This is a genomic window from Amycolatopsis sp. NPDC051373 (assembly GCF_040689465.1).
Lineage (GTDB): Bacteria > Actinomycetota > Actinomycetes > Mycobacteriales > Pseudonocardiaceae > Amycolatopsis.
Window position 1 is genome coordinate 116,156 of sequence record NZ_JBFBAE010000025.1, and the last position, 21,564, is coordinate 137,719.

Sequence of the window (21,564 nt, forward strand, 5' to 3'; positions counted from 1 at the left end):
GCGGGGTTTCGAGAAAGGCTGATCCGAGGGTGACCGGACCACTGGTGCCGCTGGATGAATCGTGGTCGACGGCGCTGGCGTTCGCCGCGCATCCGGACGACCTGGAGTACGGCACGGCCTCGGCCGTCGCCCGCTGGACCTCGCAGGGCAAGAAGGTCGTCTACTGCCTGGCCACGAGTGGCGAGGCCGGCATCGACGCCATCGACCCCGCGGTCGCCGGACCGCTGCGCGAGGCCGAGGAGCGCGCCGGTGCGGCGGCCGTCGGCGTCGGCCTCGTGGAGTTTTTCGGTTACCCGGACGGCGTTCTCGAATACGGGCTCCCGCTGCGGCGCGACATCGCCCGGGCCATCCGCCGGCACCGCCCCGACGTGGTCGTGACCGGCAACTACCACGACCGCTGGGGTCCGGGTGCGCCCAACCAGGCCGACCACATCGCGCTGGGCCGCGCCGTCCTGGACGGGGCCCGGGACGCGGGCAACCGCTGGATCTTCCGCGAGCTGCTCGACGAAGGTCTCGACCCGTGGCAGGTGCGGCGGATCATCGTCACCCACAGCCCCGAATCCACCCACGGCGTGGACACCACGGAGTTCCTCGACCAGGGCGTCGCCTCCCTCGAAGCCCACGCCGAGTACCTGCGCGGCATCGGCCCGGGCGACATGGCCTCGCCCCGGGAGTTCCTCGAATCCACCGGAGCCGAGACGGGCGCGCGGCTGGGTGTGCGGTTCGCCGTCCCCGCCGAGGTGATCGTGCTCTGACCCGGTCGCGCGCGATGGTCCGTTGGTGATGGATAGTGACCATCCGTTGATCGGAACCCGCCGGGTGCGACGCGATCAACGACACTTTCCGATAGGGCGAGAAATCAAAACCTTCGGTATTGATCCCCGTCCCGGAACCGTCCTGACCTGAGACGTCAGAAGGCCGGCACGTCGGGTTCGGCCCGCTGTGTCGTCACCTCGGCGGCCGGTCGTCGCGACGTCATCCGGGTCGGGTGGCCGTACCCGATCCGCAGCAGCGCGTGCACCTGGCCCAGGCCGCGGAACAGCTCCAGGAACTGTCCCCGAGTGCTGCGGACCTCCAGTGGCTGCGAGAGGAACGAGGTGGCGAGGCCCTCCGCCGTGGCGGTGAGGAGGACGCGCTGCATGGCCATGCCGGCCCGGACGTCGGCGGCCGCGCCGTGGTCGCGCGTCAGCACGACCGCCAGCAACGGATCCTGCTCGAACACCCGCGAGGGAACGGCCGGGTTCGTGTGCGAGGCGCGGTTGCACACGACACCGGGGATCTCGTGCGGCGGCCCGAAAGCGGCCGTCGGCACCCCGTCCGGGCTCTCCGCCGCGCGCGCGGTCCAGAACGCCGACTCCGCCCGGAAGGCCGGATCCTCGGACTGCAACGACTCCGCTCGCCGGACGAGCGCGGCGACCTTCGGGTAGCGCCCCGAGGCGTCCAGGAACTCGAGCTGCCCGCCTTCGGTCAGCGCCGCCGACTTCAGCCGGGCGCGGGCGACCGCCGGCACCGCGCGGTCGACGAACGGGCGGCGGTTCGTGTGCCTGCGGTGCACCGCCTCGGCGAGCCTGCGGTCCTGTTCCGTCGAACGCCGGGTGCCGTCGAGACCGATCACGGCGAGCAGGTCCGGCGACGCGGGGTCCGGCAGGATCCGCACCCGCGCGCCGAGCCCGTTGAGCCGCAGGGTGATCACGAGGTTCAGCACGGCGGCGCCACAGGACAGCCTCGCCTCGCGCGCCGCGGGATCCGCGACCGCGAGGACCCGCTCGCGGTCGAGCCACACCTCGACCGCGGCAGCGTCCACCACGAACCGCCACGGCTGGGTGTTGTGCGGAGACGGCGCTCGCACCGCCGCCGCGAGGGCCTGGTCGAACGCGGTGGGGAGCTGGTCGTTCATCGTGGTCTCCGGGGGACGACACCTTGGGGCACCGTCGAGCCTGGTCCGCGCGGCCGGCCCGGTGTACGGGCGGCGGTCACGAGGTCGAGGGACCTAAGACCCCCGGTGACCGGCTCAAGGCAGGGGCACAGTCCACTCGACCCGCGTTCCACCGCCCGGGCGCGACTCGATCGTGAAGGTCCCGCCCGCCGATTCGGCCCGGTCGCGCAGGTTGCCCAGCCCGCTCGGCGAGACCTCGGCGGGCAGCCCGGCGCCGTCGTCCGCGACCGACACCCGGAGCACTTCGTCCTTGACCGACACCGCGATGGTCACCGACGTGGCATCGGCGTGCCGGACGGCGTTGCTGACGGCCTCGCGGACCACGGCCTCCACGTGTTCCCCCAGCTGCGCGGGCACCGCGTCGACGGTTCCGGACATGCTCACCGTGGGATGCACGGGCGCTTCGTCGGTGAGCTCGGCGATCGCGTCGTAGAGGCGGTGCCGCAGGGTCAGCCCGGTCGCCCCCGCCGCGCCACCGTGCAGGTCGAAGATCGCGGTGCGGATCTCGTGGACAATCTCGTGCATCTGGTCGACGCTGTCCTGAAGCCGCCGCTTCAGCTCCGGCTCCTTCAGCCGGCGGCGCGTGCCCTGCATCGCCAGCCCGACCGCGAAGAGCCGCTGGATCACGTGGTCGTGCAGGTCGCGGGCGATCCGGTCGCGGTCGGACAGCACGTCCAGCTCGCGGGCGGCGCGTTGCTGGGCCGCCAGCTGGAGGGCGAGCGCGGCTTGGTCGGCGAACGACGCGAGGACCGGCAGCTGCGTCGCCTCGAACGCGGCGGCGCCCGGCTCACGGACCGCGATCAGGACTCCCGACGTGCGGTCCCCCGTGCGCAGGGGCACCACGAGCGTCGGGCCGAACCGCCGGCCCCCGCCGAGATCCAGGCCCGGGATGCTGCGCGGGGTCCGGTCCCGGTAGACCGCGCCCGGAACGGTCGAGGCGGTGTCGATCCGCAGGCCGGTGAGCTCGACCGCGCTCACGCTCGCGCAGACGGTGATCGTCAGGTCGGTGGCCTCGTCGTCCCAGTCCTCGTCGACGTCCAGCCGACCGGAGTTGGGCAGCGCCAGCATCGTCACGTCCGAGCCGGTCAGCTCCAGGGCCCGTTCGGCGATCAGGTTCAGCGCGTCGGCCGGGTCCGTGCCGCCGAGCAGCTCGGTCGTGACCTCACTCGTCGCACCGAGCCACCGCTGTCGCACCTGCGCCTGCTCGTACAGGTGCGAGTTCTCGATCGCGATCCCGGCCGCGGCAGCGAGCGCTTGCACCATCACCTCGTCGTCGTCGGTGAAAGCGCCACCGCCCTGCTTCTCAGTGAGGTAGAGGTTGCCGAAGACTTCTTCACGCACCCGGACGGGAACGCCGAGGAAGGAGTGCATGGGCGGGTGGTGCGCCGGAAACCCGACGGACGCGGGATGCTCCGAGATCTTTTCCAGCCGCAGTGGCTTCGCCTCGTCGATGACCAGGCCCAGCAGCCCGTGGCCCTCGGGCAGGTGACCGATGCGCTCCCGCGTCGCCGAATCGATGCCGAGGTACACGAACTCCGCGAGCGAACCGTCGTCGGCGAGCACCCCGAGCGCCCCGTACCGCGCCTCGCCGAGGTCGGTCGCGGCTTGGACGATGCGGCGCAGCGTCGTGTCCAGTTCCAGTCCCGACGCCACCGCGAGCACCGCGTCGAGCAGGCCGTCCATCTTGTCGCGCGTACCGATCAGCTGCTCGACGCGCTCTTGGAGATCTCGCAGCGTCTCCCGCAGGCGCAGCTGTCCCAGGGTGCCCGAAAGCCTGCGGGCGCTCTCCCCGGACCCGGTTGCCGGCATCGGTCCGCTCGCCTCCCTCATCCCACGGCGTCGCCGCCTGTGATGACTTTCGCCTCTGTCCGCCGCCGCTGCGGTCGACCAGCCTGGCAGGGCAAGGCTCGACTCCGACCAGCACTCGTCTTCCCACGGCCAGGAGACCGATGACACTACAAGTGGCTGCGACCGGGCGGCTCACCTCCGAACAGGTGAGATCGGCTCTGCGCGCCGCGACGCTCGCGCCGTCGACGCACAACACCCAGCCCTGGCTGTTCGCCAGCGGACCAGGAGGGATCGAGGTCCGCGCGGACCCCGACCGGATCCTGCCCGTCGCCGACCCGGACCGGCGTGAGCTCCTGCTGTCCTGCGGCGCGTCACTGTTCAACCTCCGCGCCGCGATCCACGCCTGCGGCGTGCACCCGGTCGTGTCCCTGTTCCCGCGCCGCCCGGAGCCGGACCTGCTGGCCGTGGTGCGGCCGGTGGGCGCCAACTCGATCGACGACCGCCTCGCCCGGCTCGCGCGGGAGATCCCGCGCCGCCACACGAACCGATCGCCGTTCAGCGCCGAGGTCGTGCCCCCGTCGGTCGTCGGCCTGCTGCGCCACGCCGCGGAGCTCGAACAGGCCTGGCTGCCCCGCCTCGATCACGGCCAGGTGGCGGAGCTGAAGAAGCTGGTGCGGTCGAGCCACCGGATCCAGAGGACCGATCCCGCGTTCCTCGCCGAGTGGCAGCGCTGGACCGCGCGCGAGGGGTCCGCCCGCGACGGCGTGCCGATGTCCGCCGGGGGGATCCTGCCGGCCGACGACGCCTGGGTCCTCCGAGATTCCGGAACCAGGACCACCGGCGTGCCCCGGCTGGGTACGGCGCCCGAACCGCTGGTCGTGGTGATCGGCTCGTTCGGCGACGACCCGGTCGACCGGCTGAGGACCGGCCAGGCCATGCAACGCGTGTTGCTGACCGCGACGGCGCTGGGGCTCGACGCGTCCTTCATCTCGCAACCGGTCGAAGTCGCGCGCGTCCGCGAACGGCTCCGCGTGGTGCTCGGCGGTGGCATCTGGCCCCAGATCATCCTGCGCCTGGGCCACGGTTCACCGGCCTCGCCGACGCCGAGACGGGAGCTGGAGGAGGTGGTGGTGGCTCCGACCCTGCTCACCGCCTGACGACCGCGCCGGCTCCTGTCCTACCTCGTCGGCACCGTCCAGCGCACGGAGCCGGGCTCGGCACCGTGGCCCACCTCGCAGGTCCCGCCGCGCAGCCGCGCGGCTTCCGCCAGCTCCGCGAGGTCTTCGGCGGCCGGTTCTTCGAGGTCACCCGTGCCGTCGTGCCGGATCACCGCGGTGAGCCGGCCCGGCTCGGACCGGATCTCCACCTGGACCCAGGCCGCGGCCGCGTGGTGCGCGATCAGCCGCAGGCCCCGCTCGAGGAAAGGCACCAGATCGGCGGCCACCAGCGTGTCCAGCTTGCCGGAGAACTGGGTCGAGACGGCGAACCCGAGCACGGGGGTGGCCTCGGAGAGCACCCGAAGGATCTCGTCGCGCTCCGGTGACGGGCCGGTGTCGGCCGGGTCGTCGACGGAGAACACGGTGGCCTGGATCTGGTCGATGACGTCGTCGAGGTCGGCGATCGTCTCGCGGACCCGGCGCGCGACAATCGCCGACCGGGCGAGACCGGCCGTCGTCTGCAACGCCAGGCCGGCGGAGTACAGCCGCCGGACCACCTGGCTGTGCAGATCGGCGGCGATCCGCTCACGTTCGTCGTACAGGGCGTTGCGCTGCTGTTCGGCCCGCGCCTCGGCCAGCTCGATCGCCACGGACGCCTGGTTGGCGAACCCCGCCGCCATCTCCAGATCGTCCACGGTGAACGGCGGGCGGCCCGCGGCGCGCGCCGCGGTGAGCACGCCGTTGACCCGCCCGCTGCCGGTGAGGGGCACGACGAGAACGGCGTCCACGTCCATCTCGATCGGCGGCCGGATCGGCAGCCGCTCCCGCTGTTCGAGCCACGAGCCCATCATCGGCTCACCGGTGCCGAAGACCGAACCGGAGATCGACGAGCCGACGGGCAACACCAGGCCCTCCAGCTTCTCCGCGCCGGCCCCGACCGCCAGGTCCACGCGCAGGGTGCCCTCGGCACCGGCCGGCCTGACGACCGTCACCAGCTCGGCGTCGGCGAGCTCCCGGGTGTGCCGCGCGATGAGCGCGAGCGGGTTCTCCGACTCCGTCGAGAGGAGCTCTCGGGTGATCGCGGCGGACGCGCGCAGCCACTCCTGCTGGACCCTCGCCGTCTGGTACAGGCGCGCGTTGTCGATCGCAGTGCCCGCGGCGGCGGCCAGGGCCAGCGCGAGCTCCTCGTCCTCGGCGCTGAACCCGCCGCTGACGCTGTCGGTGAGGTAGAGGTTGCCGAACACGGCGTCACGCACCCGGATCGGGACGCCCAGGAAGCTCGCCATCGGCGGATGGCCGGCCGGGAATCCGGTGGAGCGCGGATCGTCCTGCAGGCGGGCGAGCCGGATGGGCCGGGGATCCTCGACCAGGGCACCGAGCAGGCCCTTGCCCTCGGGCAGGTGGCCCAGTCTCGCCAACGTCTCCGCGGGCATGCCCACGTGCACGAACTCGGCGAGCTGTCCGTCCGGGCCGATCACGCCCAGTGCCGCGTAGTGCGCCCCGACCAGCTCGCGAGCCGCCTCGACGATGCGCGTGAGCAGCGCGGGCAAGGCGAGGTCACTCGTGATCATCGTGGTCGCGCGCAGCAGGCCGCGCAGCCGGCCTTGGGTTCCCATGACCTCCTGGGCGCGTTCGACCAGCTGCGCGAGCAACTGGTCGAGCTCCAGCCGCGGCAGGTCGGGGAAGGTCAGCCTGCCCGGGTCTGGCCGGTCGTCCTGAGCACCGCTCACAGCCGTTCCTGTCTTCGCCGCGGTCCTCGCACACCGCGCAGGTCGCCGCTCCGGACACCCAGTCTCCCATCCTCGCGAGCACCGTCAAGCCGGTGAAAACCCGACCGGCGGTCCAGGGCCGCACGGGGTTCACCCACATGTCCACTGTGGACGAAAGGTCAACCGGCCCAGCGCAAGATCAGGACACCGGCGGAAGAGTTGTCGAGGCGGTACCGCAGCAACCGGGCGACCAGCTCGCCCCGGTCACCACCGGCCTCAGGCGGGACCGGTGCCGGGACCGTGTCGGCGCACCGGACGCCGGCCACGAAGCGGCGCACGGCAACCGGATCGGGCACGACCTCGTCGCCGAAGTAGGCGAGCACCAGCAAATCCTCACCGGAATGCGTTTCCATGGCGAACGACCAGCCGTACCGCTCATCCCACACCAGGGCCGTGTCCCGCCCCGGCCGCCGGCGCAAGCGCACGTCCAGCGCCACGTACGCCGAGACGGGGTCGTCGAGGTCCACGGTGCACGATTCCACCCCCACGCCCACCGCGGCACTCACCGCGGACAGGTAGCCGCTCAGGCCGCACCGCAGGCGGTGGTCGTCGTCGATGACGGTCTGCAGCGGAATCACCCTCAAACGTGGTCGGCACCCACCGGCCGCTACCGGCCGTGGCCTCTCCCGCCGCGACGTTACGACGGCGCGGTGGCGGCCCGATGGCGGCGTTCGGCCTCTGCCGCAAGGACTTTCGTCCCCGGCTCACGCCGGTGGCCGCCGCGCCTCCCGAAGCTCGGCGACGACGAGGCCCCCAGTCCATTGAGGACGATCGCTCGAAGTGAGGCGACCCCGGAAACCCTTGTGACATCACCACGAGGGAGCGCCACGCGCCGGTTCAGTGTTCCTGTCTGCGCAGCTCCGTGGCCAGGACAGCGGCTTGGGTCCGGCGCTCCAGGCCCAGCTTGGCCAGCAGCCGCGAGACGTAGTTCTTGACGGTCTTCTCGGCCAGGAACATCCGTTCCGCGATCTGCCGGTTGGTCAGGCCTTCGCCGATCAGCTCCAGCAGCTTGCGTTCCTGGTCCGACAGGTCGGACAACGGGCCTTTCTTGGTCTGGCTCTCGCGCAGCCTGGCCATCAAGGCCGCCGCCGCGTGCGCGTCGAGCAGGGACTTGCCCGCGCCGACCTCCCGGACCGCCGAAACCAGGTCCATGCCCTTGATGTCCTTGATCACGAACCCGGCGGCGCCGGCCATCACCGCGTCGAGCATCGCCTGCTCGTCGGTGTAGGAGGTGAGCATCAGGCACTTGAGCTCAGGCAGCTTCGAACGCAGCTCGCGCGCCAGCTCGATGCCGTTGCCGTCGGGCATCCGCACGTCCAGCACGGCGACATCGGGCCGGAGCGCGGGGATCCGGGCCAGCGCCTGCGACACGTTGCCGGCCTGCCCGACGACGGTGATCTCCTCGTCCTCGTCCAGCAGGTCGGCCACGCCACGGCGCACGACCTCGTGGTCGTCCACGAGAAAAACGCGGAGCATCGGCGACCTCCCCCTGCCGAGAAGGGATGACGCGGAGCAGCCTACGACCGCCCGGCCCCGGGGCCGGGATGACCAAAGTCCCGGGTCTCGAGCCGGAGGTCACGACCGGCCGAGCCGGCGAGACCGGAAACCCGGCCGAGCACGGTGGTGCCGCGCCCGGTCACGACCACGGACCCTCGCCGGACGAGACGGCGTCCGCGGCGACCACGCCCGGCACCGCGAGCGCGAGCAGCGTGACGACGTGGCGGTCGGTCTCGTCGTCGTCGCGGTCGGCGATCCGCACCACCCCCTCGCTGACCTCGACCTCCCACCGGCCGGTGCCACCGTAGATCTCGAGCCGGTGCCGCACGTCGGCGGCGATCGCCCTGTCCTCCCGCGCGAGCACGCGGACGACGTCGCCGCGGGTGACGATCCCGACCAGGCGGCTGCCGTCGGCGATCGGCATCGCCCGGATCCTCGCGTCGACCAGGGCCTGGCACAGGTCGGCCACGTCCGTACCCGGCGACATCGCCGTGACCGGCGTGGTCATCACGTCTTCCACCGTCCGGCCGGCCGCTGCCGCGGGGGCGCCCGGAAGCCGGTGCCCGGACCGGATGTCCGCGGGTATCCGGTGCCGGATCAAGTCGCCCTCGGTGACGATGCCGATCAGCCGTTCGTCGTCGTCGACCACCGGGAGCGCGGTGAACCCGTGCTCCGTGAGCACTTCCGCCGCCTGTTTGGCCGACGCCGACGGCGTCACCGCCACCACCGGCGCGGACATCAGGTCGCGTGCACGCATCGAGTTCTCCTCCTTGTCCTTCTGCGGCGTCAGCCCCGCATCGGCTCGAGCCCCCGGCGCAGGGTTTCCCACGCCGCGGGCAAGGCGGCGAGGCACTCCTGCGCGGCGAGCGCCTCGGTCGTGATCAGCAGTTCGTAGGTCGCCGCCGGATCGCCGGCCTCCGTCGCCGCCGACGCGAGTGCGTGCAGCTCCCCGCGGGCGACCGTCGCGTCCCGGTGCTCCCCCAGCAAGTCCTGCACCGCACGGCAGTCCGCCAGCACGCGGTCCGGGACGAAGGGCAGGGCGTCCGCGGCCGCTTCGAGCGCGTACCGGAGCCGCTTCGCGCTCTTGCGCACCGCGTGGACGGCGTTCGGAGCCGAACCGGCGAACGCCGCTTCCAGCCGCTCGTCGGTCTCGGTCACGACCGTCCACACGAGACCCGGCAGGACGGCGCCGGCCGGTTTGAGCGCCGCCTTGCGCTGGTCGGCCCGAGGCTGCTCCCGCAGCACGACCCCGAGCACTTCGAACGCGTTGAGCAGCTGGAGGTAGCGGTGCGAATCGAGCGCCTCGGCGCATTCGACGGCGGATTCCTCGGCCGCCACGCCGAAGTGCCGCTGGGCGTCGGCCCGGACCGGCCCCAGGATCGCCTCGTCCGGCAGCTCGCCGAGGCGGCGCAGGAACCTGCGCCGCTGCACCTCGGTGTCCCACGCGGGCCCGACGCTCGCGCCGAGCCGGAGCAGCGCTGCGCACAGGCCCCGCACCATCCGCCGTCCACCGAGGACGGGGGCGAACGTCCACAGTGCCGCCCTGAGGCGACGCGCCGCCGCTCTCAGGTCGTGCACCCCCTCGGGCTCGCCCAGCCGCACGGCCAGATCGGCGCGGGCAAGCGCCTCGATCTGCGTCTCCAGGTAGCCGAGCACCGTGGCCCGGGCGGTGTCCCGCGGTAACGCGTCCCGGGTCAGGCGTCCGGTGCACGGGCCGGTCACCGGGGTGAGCTCGAGGTCCCGGCTGTAGGCGCGGACGAGCCGGCGCAGTTCGTGCGGCACCTGGTCCGACTCGGGCGCCTCCACCCGGCACCCTCTGCCGTCGCCGCGGTCCAGCTGCCAGCTCGTGCCGACCCGGCTGAGCGTCAGGCCGTGCCGCCGCAGCCGCAGGTCGGCGGTGTCGTAGTAGTGGATGCCGTAGTGCAGGAGCGTGTACTCGGGCGCGGGACGCGGGCTCGTCGCCGGTGTCGTCACGGTCATGGCCGGTTCCCCGGGCGGACCACCGCGACGGGGCACGGGGAGTGGACCAGCAGCGCGTGGCTCGTGGAGCCGAGCAGCATGCCGGTGAACCCGCCCCGGCCGCGGGTACCGACCACCACGAGCTGGGCGCCGGCACCGAGTTCCAGCAGGGTCCGGGCCGGCCGGCCGTGCGCGACGACCACGTCGACCGGCAGTTCGGGGAACTTCTCCCGCCAGGGCGCGAGCTGCTCGTCGATCAGCCGCCGTTCCCCGGCGGCCATGCCCTCGGGGCGGCAGTCCGCTTTCCGCGGCGAGCTCCCCGACGTGATCTCGTTCCAGGCGCGCACCGCGACGAGCCCGGTACTGCGAGCAGTGGCTTCTTCGCACGCGTAGCCGAGCGCGTCGTTGCTGTCCGGCGATCCGTCGAGCCCGACGAGGACCGGTCCGGTGGTGGGCGGCGCGTCGTCCGGCTTTCGCCCGCGCACGACCACGACCGGGCAAGGCGCGCGGCCGGCGAGCGCGGCCGCGGTCGAACCGAGCAGGAGCCCGGTGAACCCGCCGAGCCCGCGGGAGCCCAGCGCCACCACCTCGGCACCGGCGCTCTCCCGCAGGAGCACGCCCACGACACTGCCCTCGACGGCGCTGCGCTCGACCGGCAGCGACGGCCACCGCGCGAGCACGTCCCCCTCGGCCTCGGCGAGCCCCGTCTCGGCCACGGCCCGGAACCCCTCCCGGACGGCGGCGACCGCCATGCCGGACACGCCCCGCCCAGGAACCGTGTACGCCTGCACCAGCCTCAGCACCGCGCCCCGGCGGGCCGCCACCGCCGCGGCCCAGACCGCGGCGTGGCAGGAGGAAGGCGACCCGTCGACTCCGGCAAGCACCACCCGGTCATCACGCTCGGGCACTGCGCACACCCCCTCCGCTGCGCCGAAGGGGATGGGTCCGTTGCTGCTTCGCGCGACCCTGCTCGTCGCGGACGGTGATCTCCGCCTCGGTGCCGGCGATGGCATCCGGCCCGGGAAACACCGCGGACCCGCGATCGGCGGCGGGCCGGCGGCCTCCGGGTTGTGCGTGCATCGGTTCTCCTCGTTGTCGACTTCGCCGGTACCTCCCACCGTCGCGCGGCCGCGCCCCGTCCGGTCAGGGGACGAAGTCCCTTTTCCCGAGGACGAAAGCGCAGGTCCCTCCGGCGGAGCCGGGGCCGCGCCCGGAAGCGGGCGCCGACTCGTTGATTCGCTGTGGACGGATTTCGGCGGCATGGCGGATCCCCGGCCAGGGCACTTCGGGAATCAGGTCTTTCGGAAATCAGGTCTGCTGCTCGCCGCCGACCACCATCACGGGGCAGTCGGCGCGGTGGAGCAACGCGTGGGTCGTGGAACCGAGGACCATCCCCGTGAACCCGCCGCGGCCCCGGCTGCCCATGACCACGAGCGCCGCCTCGGCGCTGCGTTCGAGCAGGCTGTCGCGGGGAAGATCGCGCTCGACAACCGGTTCGACGTCGACGTCCGGGTACCGCTCGCGCCAGCCGGCCAGGCGCTGGGCGAGCAGCCGCCGCTCGACGTCGCCGATGTCGATCAGCGGGCTTCCGCGGATGTGCGCGAACGGCCCGCCGCTCTCGCTGTCGTTCCACGCGTGCACCGCGACCAGCCTCGTGCTCCGGCGCGACGCCTCCTCGAACGCCCACGCCACGGCGGCCTCGCTCAACGGGCTGCCGTCGACGCCGACGACGACCGGACCGCCCGCGCGCGTCGCACCGGTTCCGCGCACGATCACCACCGGGCAGTTCGCTCTCGCGATGAGGTCGGCGTCCGGGGACCCGGCCAGCAGCCCGGAAAGTGTCCCGGTCGGCGGGCCGAGCACCAGCACGAGCGCGCCGGCCGAGGCCTGCCGCAAGGCGGCTTCGGCGCCGGCCGCACTGGTCTTGGTCATCACCGGCACACCCGGCTCGGCTGCCACGAGTTCGTCACGCGTCGCCCGCGCCACCTCCTGCGCGAGCACGGCCTTGGTTTCGAGCCACGCCGACGCCATGGCGCCCGAAGCCGGGTCCTCCACCGCGCTCGCCGTGAGCACGGTCAGCGAGGTGTGCCACAGCGCCGCTTCGCGCACCTCCCACCGTGCGGCCGACGCCGCCTGCGGGCTCCCGTCCACACCCACGACGACCGGCCCGGACATCCCCTTCACGACTTGCTCCGGCCTGCTCCGACCAGGACCTCGCCCACCCCGCGACGCACGCTCGCGGGCGCGCTTCCGGCCGGCCGGCCGAGCCGCATCAACGCTTGCGGAAACCCTGCGAGACCCCGGTCCTCGCACAGGGCCGAGCGCACCTCCGGCACGTGCAGCGGCTGCGTCAGCACCGCAGCCGACAGCCCCAGCGTGACCGCTTCGAGCCAGCCGCGTTCGAGCGCATAGCCGGCGCGGACGTGGTCGGCACGGCTGTCGTCGGCGGTCAGGAACGTCTCGGCCGCCGGCCGGGACCGCAGCACCCGCGGCTCGGGAACCTCGGTGGCGCGCCGGACCAGCCCGGCCCCCGGCAGCTCACCCGGCGGCACCACGGTGCGCCCCAGCCCCGCGCCGTGGCGGCGCCCGACCTCGTCGCGGATCGTCCAGAGAGCGAGCTCGCGCTGGTAGGCATCGTCGTCACGGGCCGCGCGGGCGGCGTGGTCGAACAGCTCCGCGAGCTCGCCGGCATCGGTCAACGGCACAGCTTCGGCTCCGGTCGTCACCGCCGCCCGCACCACCCGCTCGACCTGCCGCCGGGCGACCGGTGGCCCGCCGAAGCGGCCGCGATGGCTGCGCCGCGCCGCGATCGCCGCGAACCGCGCCAAGTCCTGCGCCGACGGCGCGCACCACGTTGCCGCATCGACGCGCGCCACCACGTCCGGGCGGGCCGGATCGGGCAGGATTTCCACGTCGGCCCGCCGGCCGAGCACCCGCACCGCGAGCTCGAGGTTCGCCAGTGCCGTCCCGCACGACATCGCGAGGTCGCGCCGCCCGGGATCGTGCTGTGGCAACGCCACATCTGTCCGCTCCCGCAGCAGCACCGCACCGGCCTTCGGTTCGACGGCCCACGGCTGGGTGTTGTGCACCGACGGGGCCCTCAGCACCGCGCGCCCCAGAACCTCCACCTCGGCGCTCGTCCACCCACCGGCCCCCGGTGCCGGGGCGGGAACAGCTTCGTGGGACACGGCATCTCCTGGTGGCCTCGTCGGATCGGACCGGCTCAGCCAACCCCGAACCGCCGAGACCACGCGCCGGCCACAAGACACCGTCGCGAAGGACCAACGTCACCGGGTCCGGGTCGATGTCCACAACGGACCCGGATCCGCCGCTGCTCGCCTTTCCCCGCCGTGGCAACGGATCTCGGGCCGCGGGCCGGCACACGGTGACGTGGTGGCCGGGGTTCCCGCGGCCGCCGCAAGGAGGGCGGTCGCACTAGCCTCACTTCAGGTGCCGGGCGAAGAACCGGTTCCCGTCGTCCCCTTCGAACTGCGGGACGCCGGTGTGCCCGCCCATGTTGGCGTGCAGCGTCTTCTCCTTCGAGCCGAAGGCGTCGAACAGGTCCAGGGCCAGCTGCCGGTCGTTTCCTTCGTCATCCCACTGCAGCAGGACGTGCAGCGGGATGGTGACCTGCCGCGCCTCCTCGAACATGCTGCGGGGCACGAAACTCCCGGCGAACAGGAGGGCGGCCGCGATGCGGGGTTCGACCACCGCCAGCCGGACGCCGATGGCGATCACCCCTCCCGCGAGCCCGACCGGCCCGCCGATCTCGGGCAGCGCAAGAAGGGCGTCCAAGGCGGCCTGCCATTCCGGGACCGCCTTCTCGACCAGCGGCCGGATGAGCCGCTCGACGATCTCTTCGACCGGCTCCCCGGTCTGCAACGCCCGGCGCAGGTCGGCGCGGGCCTGCTCGGCGGCGGAGCGGGGCCGGTCACCGCTTCCGGGGAGCTCGATCGTGGCCGCGGCGTAGCCTTCCGCCGCGGAGTGCCGGGCCCGGGCCACCAGCCGGGGGTACATCTTGCGCAGTCCGCCGGGGTGACCGAGCAGGAGCAGCGGGGCCGGCTCGGATGCCGATCCTGGGGTCCACAGGATGCCGGGGATCTCGCCGAGGGTGAACTCGCGCTCGAGGACGCCGTCGTCGAGGCGCTGTTCGGCGGTGAATCGCATCGTCGTGCCTTTCGGGAGTGCTCGTGAACGGCGCTCCCGGACGACCTACCGCCCGACCGTGACCCCTGAGGAGAGCACCCATGTCATCGCGTTCACGGGTACCACCTCCTCGGTCTCTCGCACGGCCCCCGGGAAACTAACAGCGGCCTGCTCGGTCCGCCACCGGGTTTTCGCGGACATCGCTCAGGGTTTTCCCTCCGCGGGCCTGGTGGCCCGTTCGACGAGCTCCAGGACGTGTTCGTAGCGGTGCCCGGTCGCCCGGGTCATGCCGAGCTCGCACGTGCGGTTGCAGGAGACGTGGGCGTCGAAGGGACCGGCGGCGGAAAGCTCTCGGGCCTGGCGCGCGGTGGCCGACGCCGTCAGCTCGGGGTGCAACAGACCGCGGTCGCCGGCGAAGCCGCAGCATCCCCACTCGTCGGGCACGGTCACGGCGCCGGCCACGGCCGCGGTGACCTCGCGCAGCGCGCCTGAAAGCCCCATCCGCGTGGCCGAGCACGTCGGGTGCAGGGCCACGACCGCGACCGGGGCGCTGATCGTGAGGCGGCCGAGCACCTCGTCGCGCACGAACTCGACGGCGTCGACCACCCGGATCTCCCGGAACCGCTCCGGCCCCCGCTCGATCATGTGCCGCAGCCCCTCGGTGCACGAGGACGCGTCGCCGATCACCGGGATCCGGCCGCTCCCCGTGGCGGCCCACAGCGCGGGGAGCACGCGCCGCGACATCTCGTCGTGTCCCCGGTCCATGCCCTTGGACTTCCACGGGGTGCCGCAGCACAGCGAAGCCGGCCCGTCCGGGGTCGTGAGGCGGATCCCGGCGCGCTCGCACAGGGTGCGCAGCGCCGCCGCGGCTCCGGGCTTCTCGCCGCCGAACATGGTGCCCGTGCACGAGGCGAACAGCACCGCGTCGGCGTTGCCGGTCACGGACTCGGTGCGGCGCCGGCCGCCACTCGGGAGCTCGGGCGACCACAGCGGGACCGAGTCGGCGCCCCCGGCCTTGCGGGCCAACTCGTTCGCGCCGAGGACCAGGCGCTCCGGCAGCTTGGCGGCGGTGGTGAGCGCGGTCGCGGCCGCCCGCGTCGCGCCGTCCCAATGCCGCGCGGCGCCGGCCCAGATCGCCGACGTGGCCCGTCCGGCCTCTTCGGCCCGGAGCCGTTTCATCAGGTCCCCGGTGTTGATCGTCACCGGGCAGGCGGTCTGGCACATCCCGTCGACGGCGCAGGTCTGCACGGCGTCGTACTCGTACTCGGCCCGCAGCTGCGCGAGCGCGGCCGTGTCCCCGGCTTCGCGGGCGCGCTCGATCTCCCGGCGCAGCACGATGCGCTGGCGCGGCGTGGTGGTCAGGTCGCGGCTCGGGCAGACGGGTTCGCAGAAGCCGCATTCCACGCAGCGGTCGACTTCTTCCTCAACCTGCGGCGAAGCCTTGAGGTTACGCAGGTGCCCGGCGGGGTCCTCGGCGATGAGCACACCCGGGTTGAGCAGGCTCCGGGGGTCGCACAGGCGCTTGATCTCGCGCATGACCTCGTACAGCTCGTCGCCGTACTGGCGGCGCACGAACGGGGCCATCATCCGGCCGGTGCCGTGCTCGGCCTTCAGCGAGCCGCCGTGGCCCAGCACGAGGTCGACCATGTCGTCGGTGAAGGCCGCGAACCGATCGAGCGGCCGGCCGTCGCCGAGCCGTTCGGTGAGCATGAAGTGGATGTTGCCGTCCTTGGCGTGGCCGAAGATCACACTGTCGCGGTAGCCGTGGCGGTCGAACAGGCCCGTGAGCGACTCGCACGTCGGCAGCAGTTCGGGCACCGGCACGACGATGTCCTCCAGCAGCGCCGTGGTGCCGGCCGGCCGGGCGCCGGCGATCATGGCGTACAGGCCCTTGCGGACGTGCCAGTGGCCGGCCCGGGTCGCCGGGTCCGCGGACAGCACCACCGGCGCGGTGGTGGGCAGCGCCGACAGGACCGCACCGGCACCCGCGGCCAGCTCGTTCACCTCTTCGGCGGTGCCGGCCTGGTACTCGACGAGCAACGCCGCGTGCCGGTCGACCGCGAGGTCGCGCAGCACCGCGGTCGCCTGGGCGTCGCGCTGGCCCACGCGGATCGAAGTCGCGTCGAGGAGCTCGATCGTCGCCGGGCCGGTCGCGACCAGCGCCGGCAACGCTCCGGCGGCCCCGGCGAGGTCGTCGAAGACGAGCAGGCCGGTGCGCGCGTGCCCGTGCAACGGCACCGTGCGAAGCACCACCGAGGCGATGAACGCCAGCGTGCCCTCGCTGCCGACCGCCAAGTGGGCCAGGATGTCCGCCGGCTCGGTGTGGTCGAGCAGCGAATTGAGGCCGTAGCCCATGGTGTTCTTCATCGAAAACTGCTGCTCGACCCGCTTGCGCAGTGACGCATCGCCCCGCACCCGGTCCCGCAGCCGGCACAGGCCGGCGTGCAGCTCGGGTTCGGCGGCGCGCAGGCGGCGGTCCGCATCGGCTTCGCCGGTGTCGACGACCGTGCCGGACGGCAGGACGAGCACGATCGACTCGAGCGTCGCGTAGCTGTTGGCCCAGGTACCGCACGCCATGCCGCTGGAGTTGTTCGCGACCACGCCCCCGACGGTGCACGCGACCTCGCTCGCCGGGTCAGGCCCGAGCTTGCGGCCCGACCGCGCGAGGCGAGCGTTGACCTGCCGGATCGTGGCCCCGGGCCCGACTCGCACGCGCGCCCCGTCGTCGAGCACCTCGATGTCGCGGAAGTGGCGCCGGGTGTCGACGAGCACACCGTCCGTGCCGCCCTGCCCGGACAGGCTCGTCCCCCCGGACCGGAACCCCAGCGGCACTCCGGCCGACCCCGCGGCGGCGAACAACCTCCCGACCTCGTCCGCACTGCTCGCCCTCACCACCGCCCGCGGCGTCAACATGAAGTGCGACGCGTCGTGCGCGTGAGCCAGCCGATCGGTCAGCCGCCGCCCGACCCTCCCCGGGTCCCCGGTCGCGGCGGCCAGCAGGTCGAGCAGGTCGGCTTCGCCGCCCGCGGTGGCGGCGTGCTCGGTGACGGTCATCGGCTGATCCTCGTCGATCGTGGCGTATCGTGGCGCGTTCAGCGTGCCCGAGATCACTCGGCCCGCCACTCCAGGTTCACGGTTGGCGCCGGCTGGGGCAAGCGTCGGTTGCGGAGATGTCCGGCACCACCTGGGCTTCCGTGCCGACGCAAACGCGCCGATCCGGCGCCAGGGAGGCCGCTCGCGGGCCCTGGACGGGGAAGCATGCCGCGCGGATCGAAGTAGGCAAACACGGCAAGCCCGGACACTTCGTCCCGTACCGCCCAGCCTGGCGGAGAGGAGGCCACCCGAGAGAACGCCTCGACCTGTCCGAACTCGCCGAGGGCCGCGCGGGCGTCGGCACGGTTCGAACCGATCGACACCGACCCAACCGCTCCGGTGGCAGAAGATCGATCACCAGCATGCCGACTCGGCCTCCTCGTTTCTTTTCGGAGATACCGGAGAAACCTCCGTCGGCAACGTCCGTATCCCCCAGCGGAAACGGCCGAGCCGGGCACCGACACGATACGTTCGGTGTCCGGCCCGGCGAACGCCGTCCGCGCTCAGTTCTGCTCAGCGGCGGTGAGAATTTCCCGCGCCACCGCGTCCGGTGCCGTTTCCGGGACCCAGTGCGTGATCCCCTCGAGTTCGACGAACCGGTAGGGCCCGGTGACGTGCCGCCGGCAGCGTTCGGCGCCGGTGCGGCCCAGGGCCGTGTCGGCGGTGCTCCACAGGTATGTGGTCGGGACCGTCGACGGGCCCAGCGCCCGGAAGCTGCCCATCGCCCGGTACCAGTTGAGGGCGGGGGTGGCGGCCCCGCCGGACATGAGTGCCTGGTGCGGGGCGAACTGTTCGTCGGACAGCGGTGGCACCATGAGCGCGCGCAGCTTGCCGCCGGCCGCGATCACCTCGTCGATCTCGCCCTCACGCCTGAATTCGGCGAGGTAGCGCGAGCTGTGCTGCTGATCGGGATCGTTTTCCCGAGCCCACTCCCACGCGGCCGGGTGCGGCATCGACACGGCCACGAGTGATCGGGCGCGCTCGGGGTGCTGCACGGCGAGGTGCCAGGCCAGGATCCCGCCCCAGTCGTGTCCTGCGATGTGCGCTTGCGCCACACCGAGGGAATCGAGGATGCCGAGCGCGTCGGCCACGAGGGCCGGCACCCCGTAGTCGGACACCGACAGCGGACGCGCGCCCGCCGAGTAACCACGCTGGTTCGGTGCGATCGTGCGGTATCCCTGCGAGTTGAGCCGCTGGGCGACCCCGTCCCAGCAGTGAAAGCTCTGGGGGAAGCCGTGCAGCAGCAAAACGGCCGGGGCTTCTTCGGGTCCGGTGTCGGAGACGTCGAACGAGAGCCCGCCCAGGGTGATCTTTCTGAGTGCCATAGCCGAATTCCGTCCTTCCGCAGGCGTTCAGCGCGCCGGGTCAGCGGGCCAGAACCGCGGTGAGCGCCTCGTCGAGCTCGTGTTCCGGATCGCCGGCGGCCGTCTTGCTGCGCCACGCGATGACCCCGTCGGGCCGGACGAGCACCGCGCCGCCGGGGCTGATCCCGTACCGCGAGTGCCACGCGTCCTCGGTGTCGACCAGTTCGGCACCGATCGTGTACGAGGCGATGTCGAGGCCGAGGCTTTCCGACACCTTGTCCGCGGCGCCGAGCCAGCTCGTGCCGTGCGGATCCGTGAGCAGCACGAACCCCGGCCCGAACAGTTCCTGTGTGGACAGCTCGGGCTCCTCCCGCCGCAGCCGGACGTGCGGCGCGCGGGTGCCCGGGAACCCGGACGGGTTCATGGGATCTTCCTGCAGGCTGAGATCGTCGTCCGGTTCCGTGCGGACCGTGCTCGAGTGGTACCGGAAGCCGAGCATCTCCTTCGCCGTGGGAATCGGTTGCGACGGGTCACTCGTCGCGAGCACCCGACCCTCGGCGATCTTCAGCAGCTCGACCTCGCGTTCGAGGGTGATGTTGACGATCGGCCGTCGTTCGACCTCCCAGGCGTCCAGCAGTCCGGACCCGGCCTGGCCGCCGGTCACCAGGGCCAGCCGCCACGCGAGCTCGTACCCGTCCTGCAGGGCGAGGCTCCCGCCCTGGCCCCCGACCGGCGGGCAGGAGTGCGCGGCATCGCCCGCGAGGATGACCCGGCCGACCTTGAACTGCCGGGCGAGGTGGTGGTTGAGCGCGAAGGAACGGGTGTTGACGATCCGGCAGTCCAGATCGGGAATGCCCACCGCCCGGCGCACCCGCTCGACGCACCGGTCTTCGGTGAAGTCGGCGTCGCTCTCACCCTTCTCCGGGAAGTAGTCGACCCACAGCGTCAGAACGTTGCCGTCGAAGATGATGCTCATGCCCTGACCGCGCACCGTCACGACGAACGGCTGCTTGTCCTGCGTGTACTGCGGCAGATCGGCTTCGAAGGTGACCACGTAGATGTGGCCGACCTGCCCGCCCCCGTCGAGGGGGACGCCGAGCCGCTCGCGGATCGGGCTGGCGTGACCGTCCGCGGCGACGAGATATTCCGCGTGCACAGTGCCTTCCTGCCCCGAAGCCACGTCGCGAAGGGTGGCGGTGACGCCGTCCTCGGCCTGCGTCCACGAGACCAGCTCGGTTCCGTACCGCAGATCCGCGCCGAGCCGCTCCGCCTGCTCTCGCAGCGCCTTTTCGATGGTGGACTGCGGAAGCACCTGGGGCAACGTCGACGTCACGCGGCGCCGCAGGGCGAGGATCTGCTCGGTGTCCGACGCCACCACCTCCGACGCGACGAGGCTCGCGCCGACCCTGTGCTGGACCAGCTTGCCGGTGATCTCCGCGGCAGTGAGCGAAGCGTCGACCCCCGGGATGTTCCTCAGCAGCTCCGTCGTCCGCATGTTGAGACCCCACGCTTTCGGCAGCGTGGCGGTCGTGGGCCGGCGCTCTACCAGCAGCGATCGCACGCCGCGCCACGCCAGTCCCAGCGCGGTGCTGAGTCCGGTGTACGCGCCGCCGACGATGAGAACCCCGACCTTGTCGCCCGACACAGTGTTCATTTCGGTCATCTCCAACCCCTCAGGCCGTTGCGTTGACCCGCCAAGTGGCAGTCAGTGCCACATGGCTCATTGTGCCGCTCGGCCGTCACTGCCAAAAGGCAAACAAGGTGTGACCTGAACCTCACCGTGCGTCGAGCCAGTCGGCACTGACTGCCAAGTGGCAGGATGACGTCCGACGGTCTGCCGAGGAGGAGCAATGTCGCTGCGCGACATCAAGATGGAGCGAACCCGCGAGTCGATCGCCGACGTCGCCTTCACCCTGTTCGAGTCCAACGGCTTCACCGCGACGACGGTGGGCGAAATCGCCGCCGAGGCCGAGGTGGGCAGCCGCACCGTGTACCGCTACTTCCCCACGAAAGAAGAGCTGGTCCTCAGCGGTTTCAAGAAGGTCTTCGACACCGCCTTGGCCGACGTCCGCGAGTGCCCGGCCGAAACGCCGATCCCGGACGTCTTGCGCGTCGTCCTCGAAAGCGTCGTGCAGTCCAACCTCGAACTGCCGAAGCAGCTCCGAGGCGCGTACGAGATCATCACCACCACGCCGTCCGTCCGGGCGCATTTCGCCCAGTCCATCCGGGCCTGGGAAGCGGCTCTCCGGCGCGAGGTTGCCAATCGGCTCGGCGGCAAGTCGGCCGAGGTCATCGCAGGACTCGCCGTCGCGCAGACCGCCGCCGTGTTCATCCTGGCGTTCGAGGACTGGTACGCAAGCGGCGGCCGGGCCGATCTGCGCAAGCTCACGCGCACGGCGCTGGAGCTGCTGCGCGCGGAGAAGGTGCCCGTCCCCGCGCGAATGCCGTGAACGTCAGGAATCGCGCAGCGCGCGTCAACGTCTTTGCGCCCATCGAGGGCCGACGTTGCCGTGGAGTGGTCAGGTCACATTCGGTTCGCGCAGGCGATGCAGGTCCGCGTCGCCGGCAGAGCGGCGAGCCGGCCTTCGGAGATCGGGCCGCCGCAGTGTTCACAGACCTCGTAGACGCCGGCACGCACCCGCTCGGCGGCTTGTCCGAGCGCCGCGAGTTCGTCTTGGGCCTGACGCAGCAGTGCCTGGACCTGCGCTCGCTCGAAGGCGATGGTGGCGCCTTCCGGGTCGTGTTCGTCGTCGCCACTGGTGAACTCCGACGCCGCCACGATCTCGTCCCAGCGCCGCGCCAGTGCCGAGGCCCGTCGCGAGGTCTCGGCGTGCGCCCTCTCGATCAGCTCCATCGCGCCGCGCTCATCCATGACGCAGGACCATTCTCCCCGTCACCTCACCATCGATGAGTCG

The 21,564-nt window shown here is 72.3% G+C and carries 18 protein-coding genes; 3 read left to right on the forward strand and 15 right to left on the reverse strand.

Features of this window, described 5'->3' with window-relative positions; all coding sequences use genetic code 11:
* The first annotated feature begins 29 nt into the window (after positions 1–29).
* Positions 30–755 (forward strand): PIG-L deacetylase family protein, encoded by a 726-nt coding sequence (locus AB0383_RS37150; protein WP_364179094.1) that lies wholly within the window; start codon positions 30–32, stop codon positions 753–755.
* Positions 756–910: 155 nt separating this feature from the next.
* Here the strand turns inward: AB0383_RS37150 and AB0383_RS37155 are convergent, their stop codons facing one another.
* Together AB0383_RS37155 and AB0383_RS37160 are read right to left on the reverse strand one after the other, a co-directional pair.
* Entirely contained in the window at positions 911–1,897 is a 987-nt protein-coding gene (locus AB0383_RS37155) for a hypothetical protein (RefSeq protein ID WP_364179096.1), read from the reverse strand.
* Between the two features lie 114 nt (positions 1,898–2,011).
* Positions 2,012–3,745, reverse strand: coding sequence for a GAF domain-containing protein (locus AB0383_RS37160; protein WP_366189777.1), 1,734 nt, complete (start codon positions 3,743–3,745; stop codon positions 2,012–2,014).
* 140 nt (positions 3,746–3,885) lie between these two features.
* Between AB0383_RS37160 and AB0383_RS37165 the strand changes: the two genes are divergently transcribed.
* Complete coding sequence (locus AB0383_RS37165) at positions 3,886–4,881, forward strand: nitroreductase family protein (protein WP_366189778.1); 996 nt, start codon at positions 3,886–3,888, stop codon at positions 4,879–4,881.
* Positions 4,882–4,901: 20 nt separating this feature from the next.
* Here the strand turns inward: AB0383_RS37165 and AB0383_RS37170 are convergent, their stop codons facing one another.
* The 12 genes from AB0383_RS37170 to AB0383_RS37225 all read right to left on the reverse strand — a co-directional run bounded on the left by AB0383_RS37170 (position 4,902) and on the right by AB0383_RS37225 (position 20,312).
* Positions 4,902–6,611: a GAF domain-containing protein gene (locus AB0383_RS37170; protein ID WP_366189779.1), complete on the reverse strand. Its 1,710-nt coding sequence runs from the start codon at positions 6,609–6,611 to the stop codon at positions 4,902–4,904.
* Between the two features lie 158 nt (positions 6,612–6,769).
* On the reverse strand, positions 6,770–7,228 hold the full coding sequence (locus AB0383_RS37175; protein WP_366189780.1) for a DUF6292 family protein: 459 nt from the start codon (positions 7,226–7,228) through the stop codon (positions 6,770–6,772).
* A gap of 259 nt (positions 7,229–7,487) precedes the next feature.
* Positions 7,488–8,126, reverse strand: coding sequence for a response regulator transcription factor (locus AB0383_RS37180; protein ID WP_366189781.1), 639 nt, complete (start codon positions 8,124–8,126; stop codon positions 7,488–7,490).
* A gap of 160 nt (positions 8,127–8,286) precedes the next feature.
* Positions 8,287–8,904 (reverse strand): CBS domain-containing protein, encoded by a 618-nt coding sequence (locus AB0383_RS37185; RefSeq protein ID WP_364179108.1) that lies wholly within the window; start codon positions 8,902–8,904, stop codon positions 8,287–8,289.
* A gap of 29 nt (positions 8,905–8,933) precedes the next feature.
* A complete protein-coding gene (locus tag AB0383_RS37190; RefSeq protein ID WP_366189782.1) occupies positions 8,934–10,127 on the reverse strand; it encodes a CHAD domain-containing protein in 1,194 nt (397 codons plus the stop codon).
* Entirely contained in the window at positions 10,124–11,014 is an 891-nt protein-coding gene (locus AB0383_RS37195) for a universal stress protein (protein ID WP_364179112.1), read from the reverse strand. Before AB0383_RS37195 ends, AB0383_RS37190 begins: the two co-directional genes overlap by 4 nt.
* A 400-nt stretch (positions 11,015–11,414) precedes the next feature.
* Entirely contained in the window at positions 11,415–12,281 is an 867-nt protein-coding gene (locus AB0383_RS37200; RefSeq protein ID WP_366189787.1) for a universal stress protein, read from the reverse strand.
* A 5-nt stretch (positions 12,282–12,286) separates the two neighbouring features.
* The gene (locus AB0383_RS37205; RefSeq protein WP_364179114.1) at positions 12,287–13,294 is read right to left on the reverse strand and encodes a nitroreductase; all 1,008 of its coding nucleotides are present in this window, start codon (positions 13,292–13,294) and stop codon (positions 12,287–12,289) included.
* A gap of 253 nt (positions 13,295–13,547) precedes the next feature.
* Positions 13,548–14,273 (reverse strand): alpha/beta hydrolase, encoded by a 726-nt coding sequence (locus tag AB0383_RS37210; protein ID WP_364179116.1) that lies wholly within the window; start codon positions 14,271–14,273, stop codon positions 13,548–13,550.
* A gap of 183 nt (positions 14,274–14,456) precedes the next feature.
* Positions 14,457–17,306, reverse strand: a complete 2,850-nt coding sequence (locus AB0383_RS37215; protein ID WP_364179118.1) for an FAD-binding and (Fe-S)-binding domain-containing protein — start codon at positions 17,304–17,306, stop codon at positions 14,457–14,459.
* 542 nt (positions 17,307–17,848) lie between these two features.
* Positions 17,849–18,670, reverse strand: a complete 822-nt coding sequence (locus tag AB0383_RS37220) for an alpha/beta hydrolase (protein ID WP_364179120.1) — start codon at positions 18,668–18,670, stop codon at positions 17,849–17,851.
* Between the two features lie 40 nt (positions 18,671–18,710).
* On the reverse strand, positions 18,711–20,312 hold the full coding sequence (locus tag AB0383_RS37225) for an FAD-dependent monooxygenase (protein WP_366189783.1): 1,602 nt from the start codon (positions 20,310–20,312) through the stop codon (positions 18,711–18,713).
* 187 nt (positions 20,313–20,499) lie between these two features.
* Between AB0383_RS37225 and AB0383_RS37230 the strand changes: the two genes are divergently transcribed.
* Positions 20,500–21,099 (forward strand): TetR/AcrR family transcriptional regulator, encoded by a 600-nt coding sequence (locus AB0383_RS37230; protein ID WP_364179124.1) that lies wholly within the window; start codon positions 20,500–20,502, stop codon positions 21,097–21,099.
* Between the two features lie 74 nt (positions 21,100–21,173).
* Here the strand turns inward: AB0383_RS37230 and AB0383_RS37235 are convergent, their stop codons facing one another.
* Positions 21,174–21,521: a TraR/DksA C4-type zinc finger protein gene (locus AB0383_RS37235; RefSeq protein ID WP_364179126.1), complete on the reverse strand. Its 348-nt coding sequence runs from the start codon at positions 21,519–21,521 to the stop codon at positions 21,174–21,176.
* Positions 21,522–21,564: the final 43 nt, after the last annotated feature.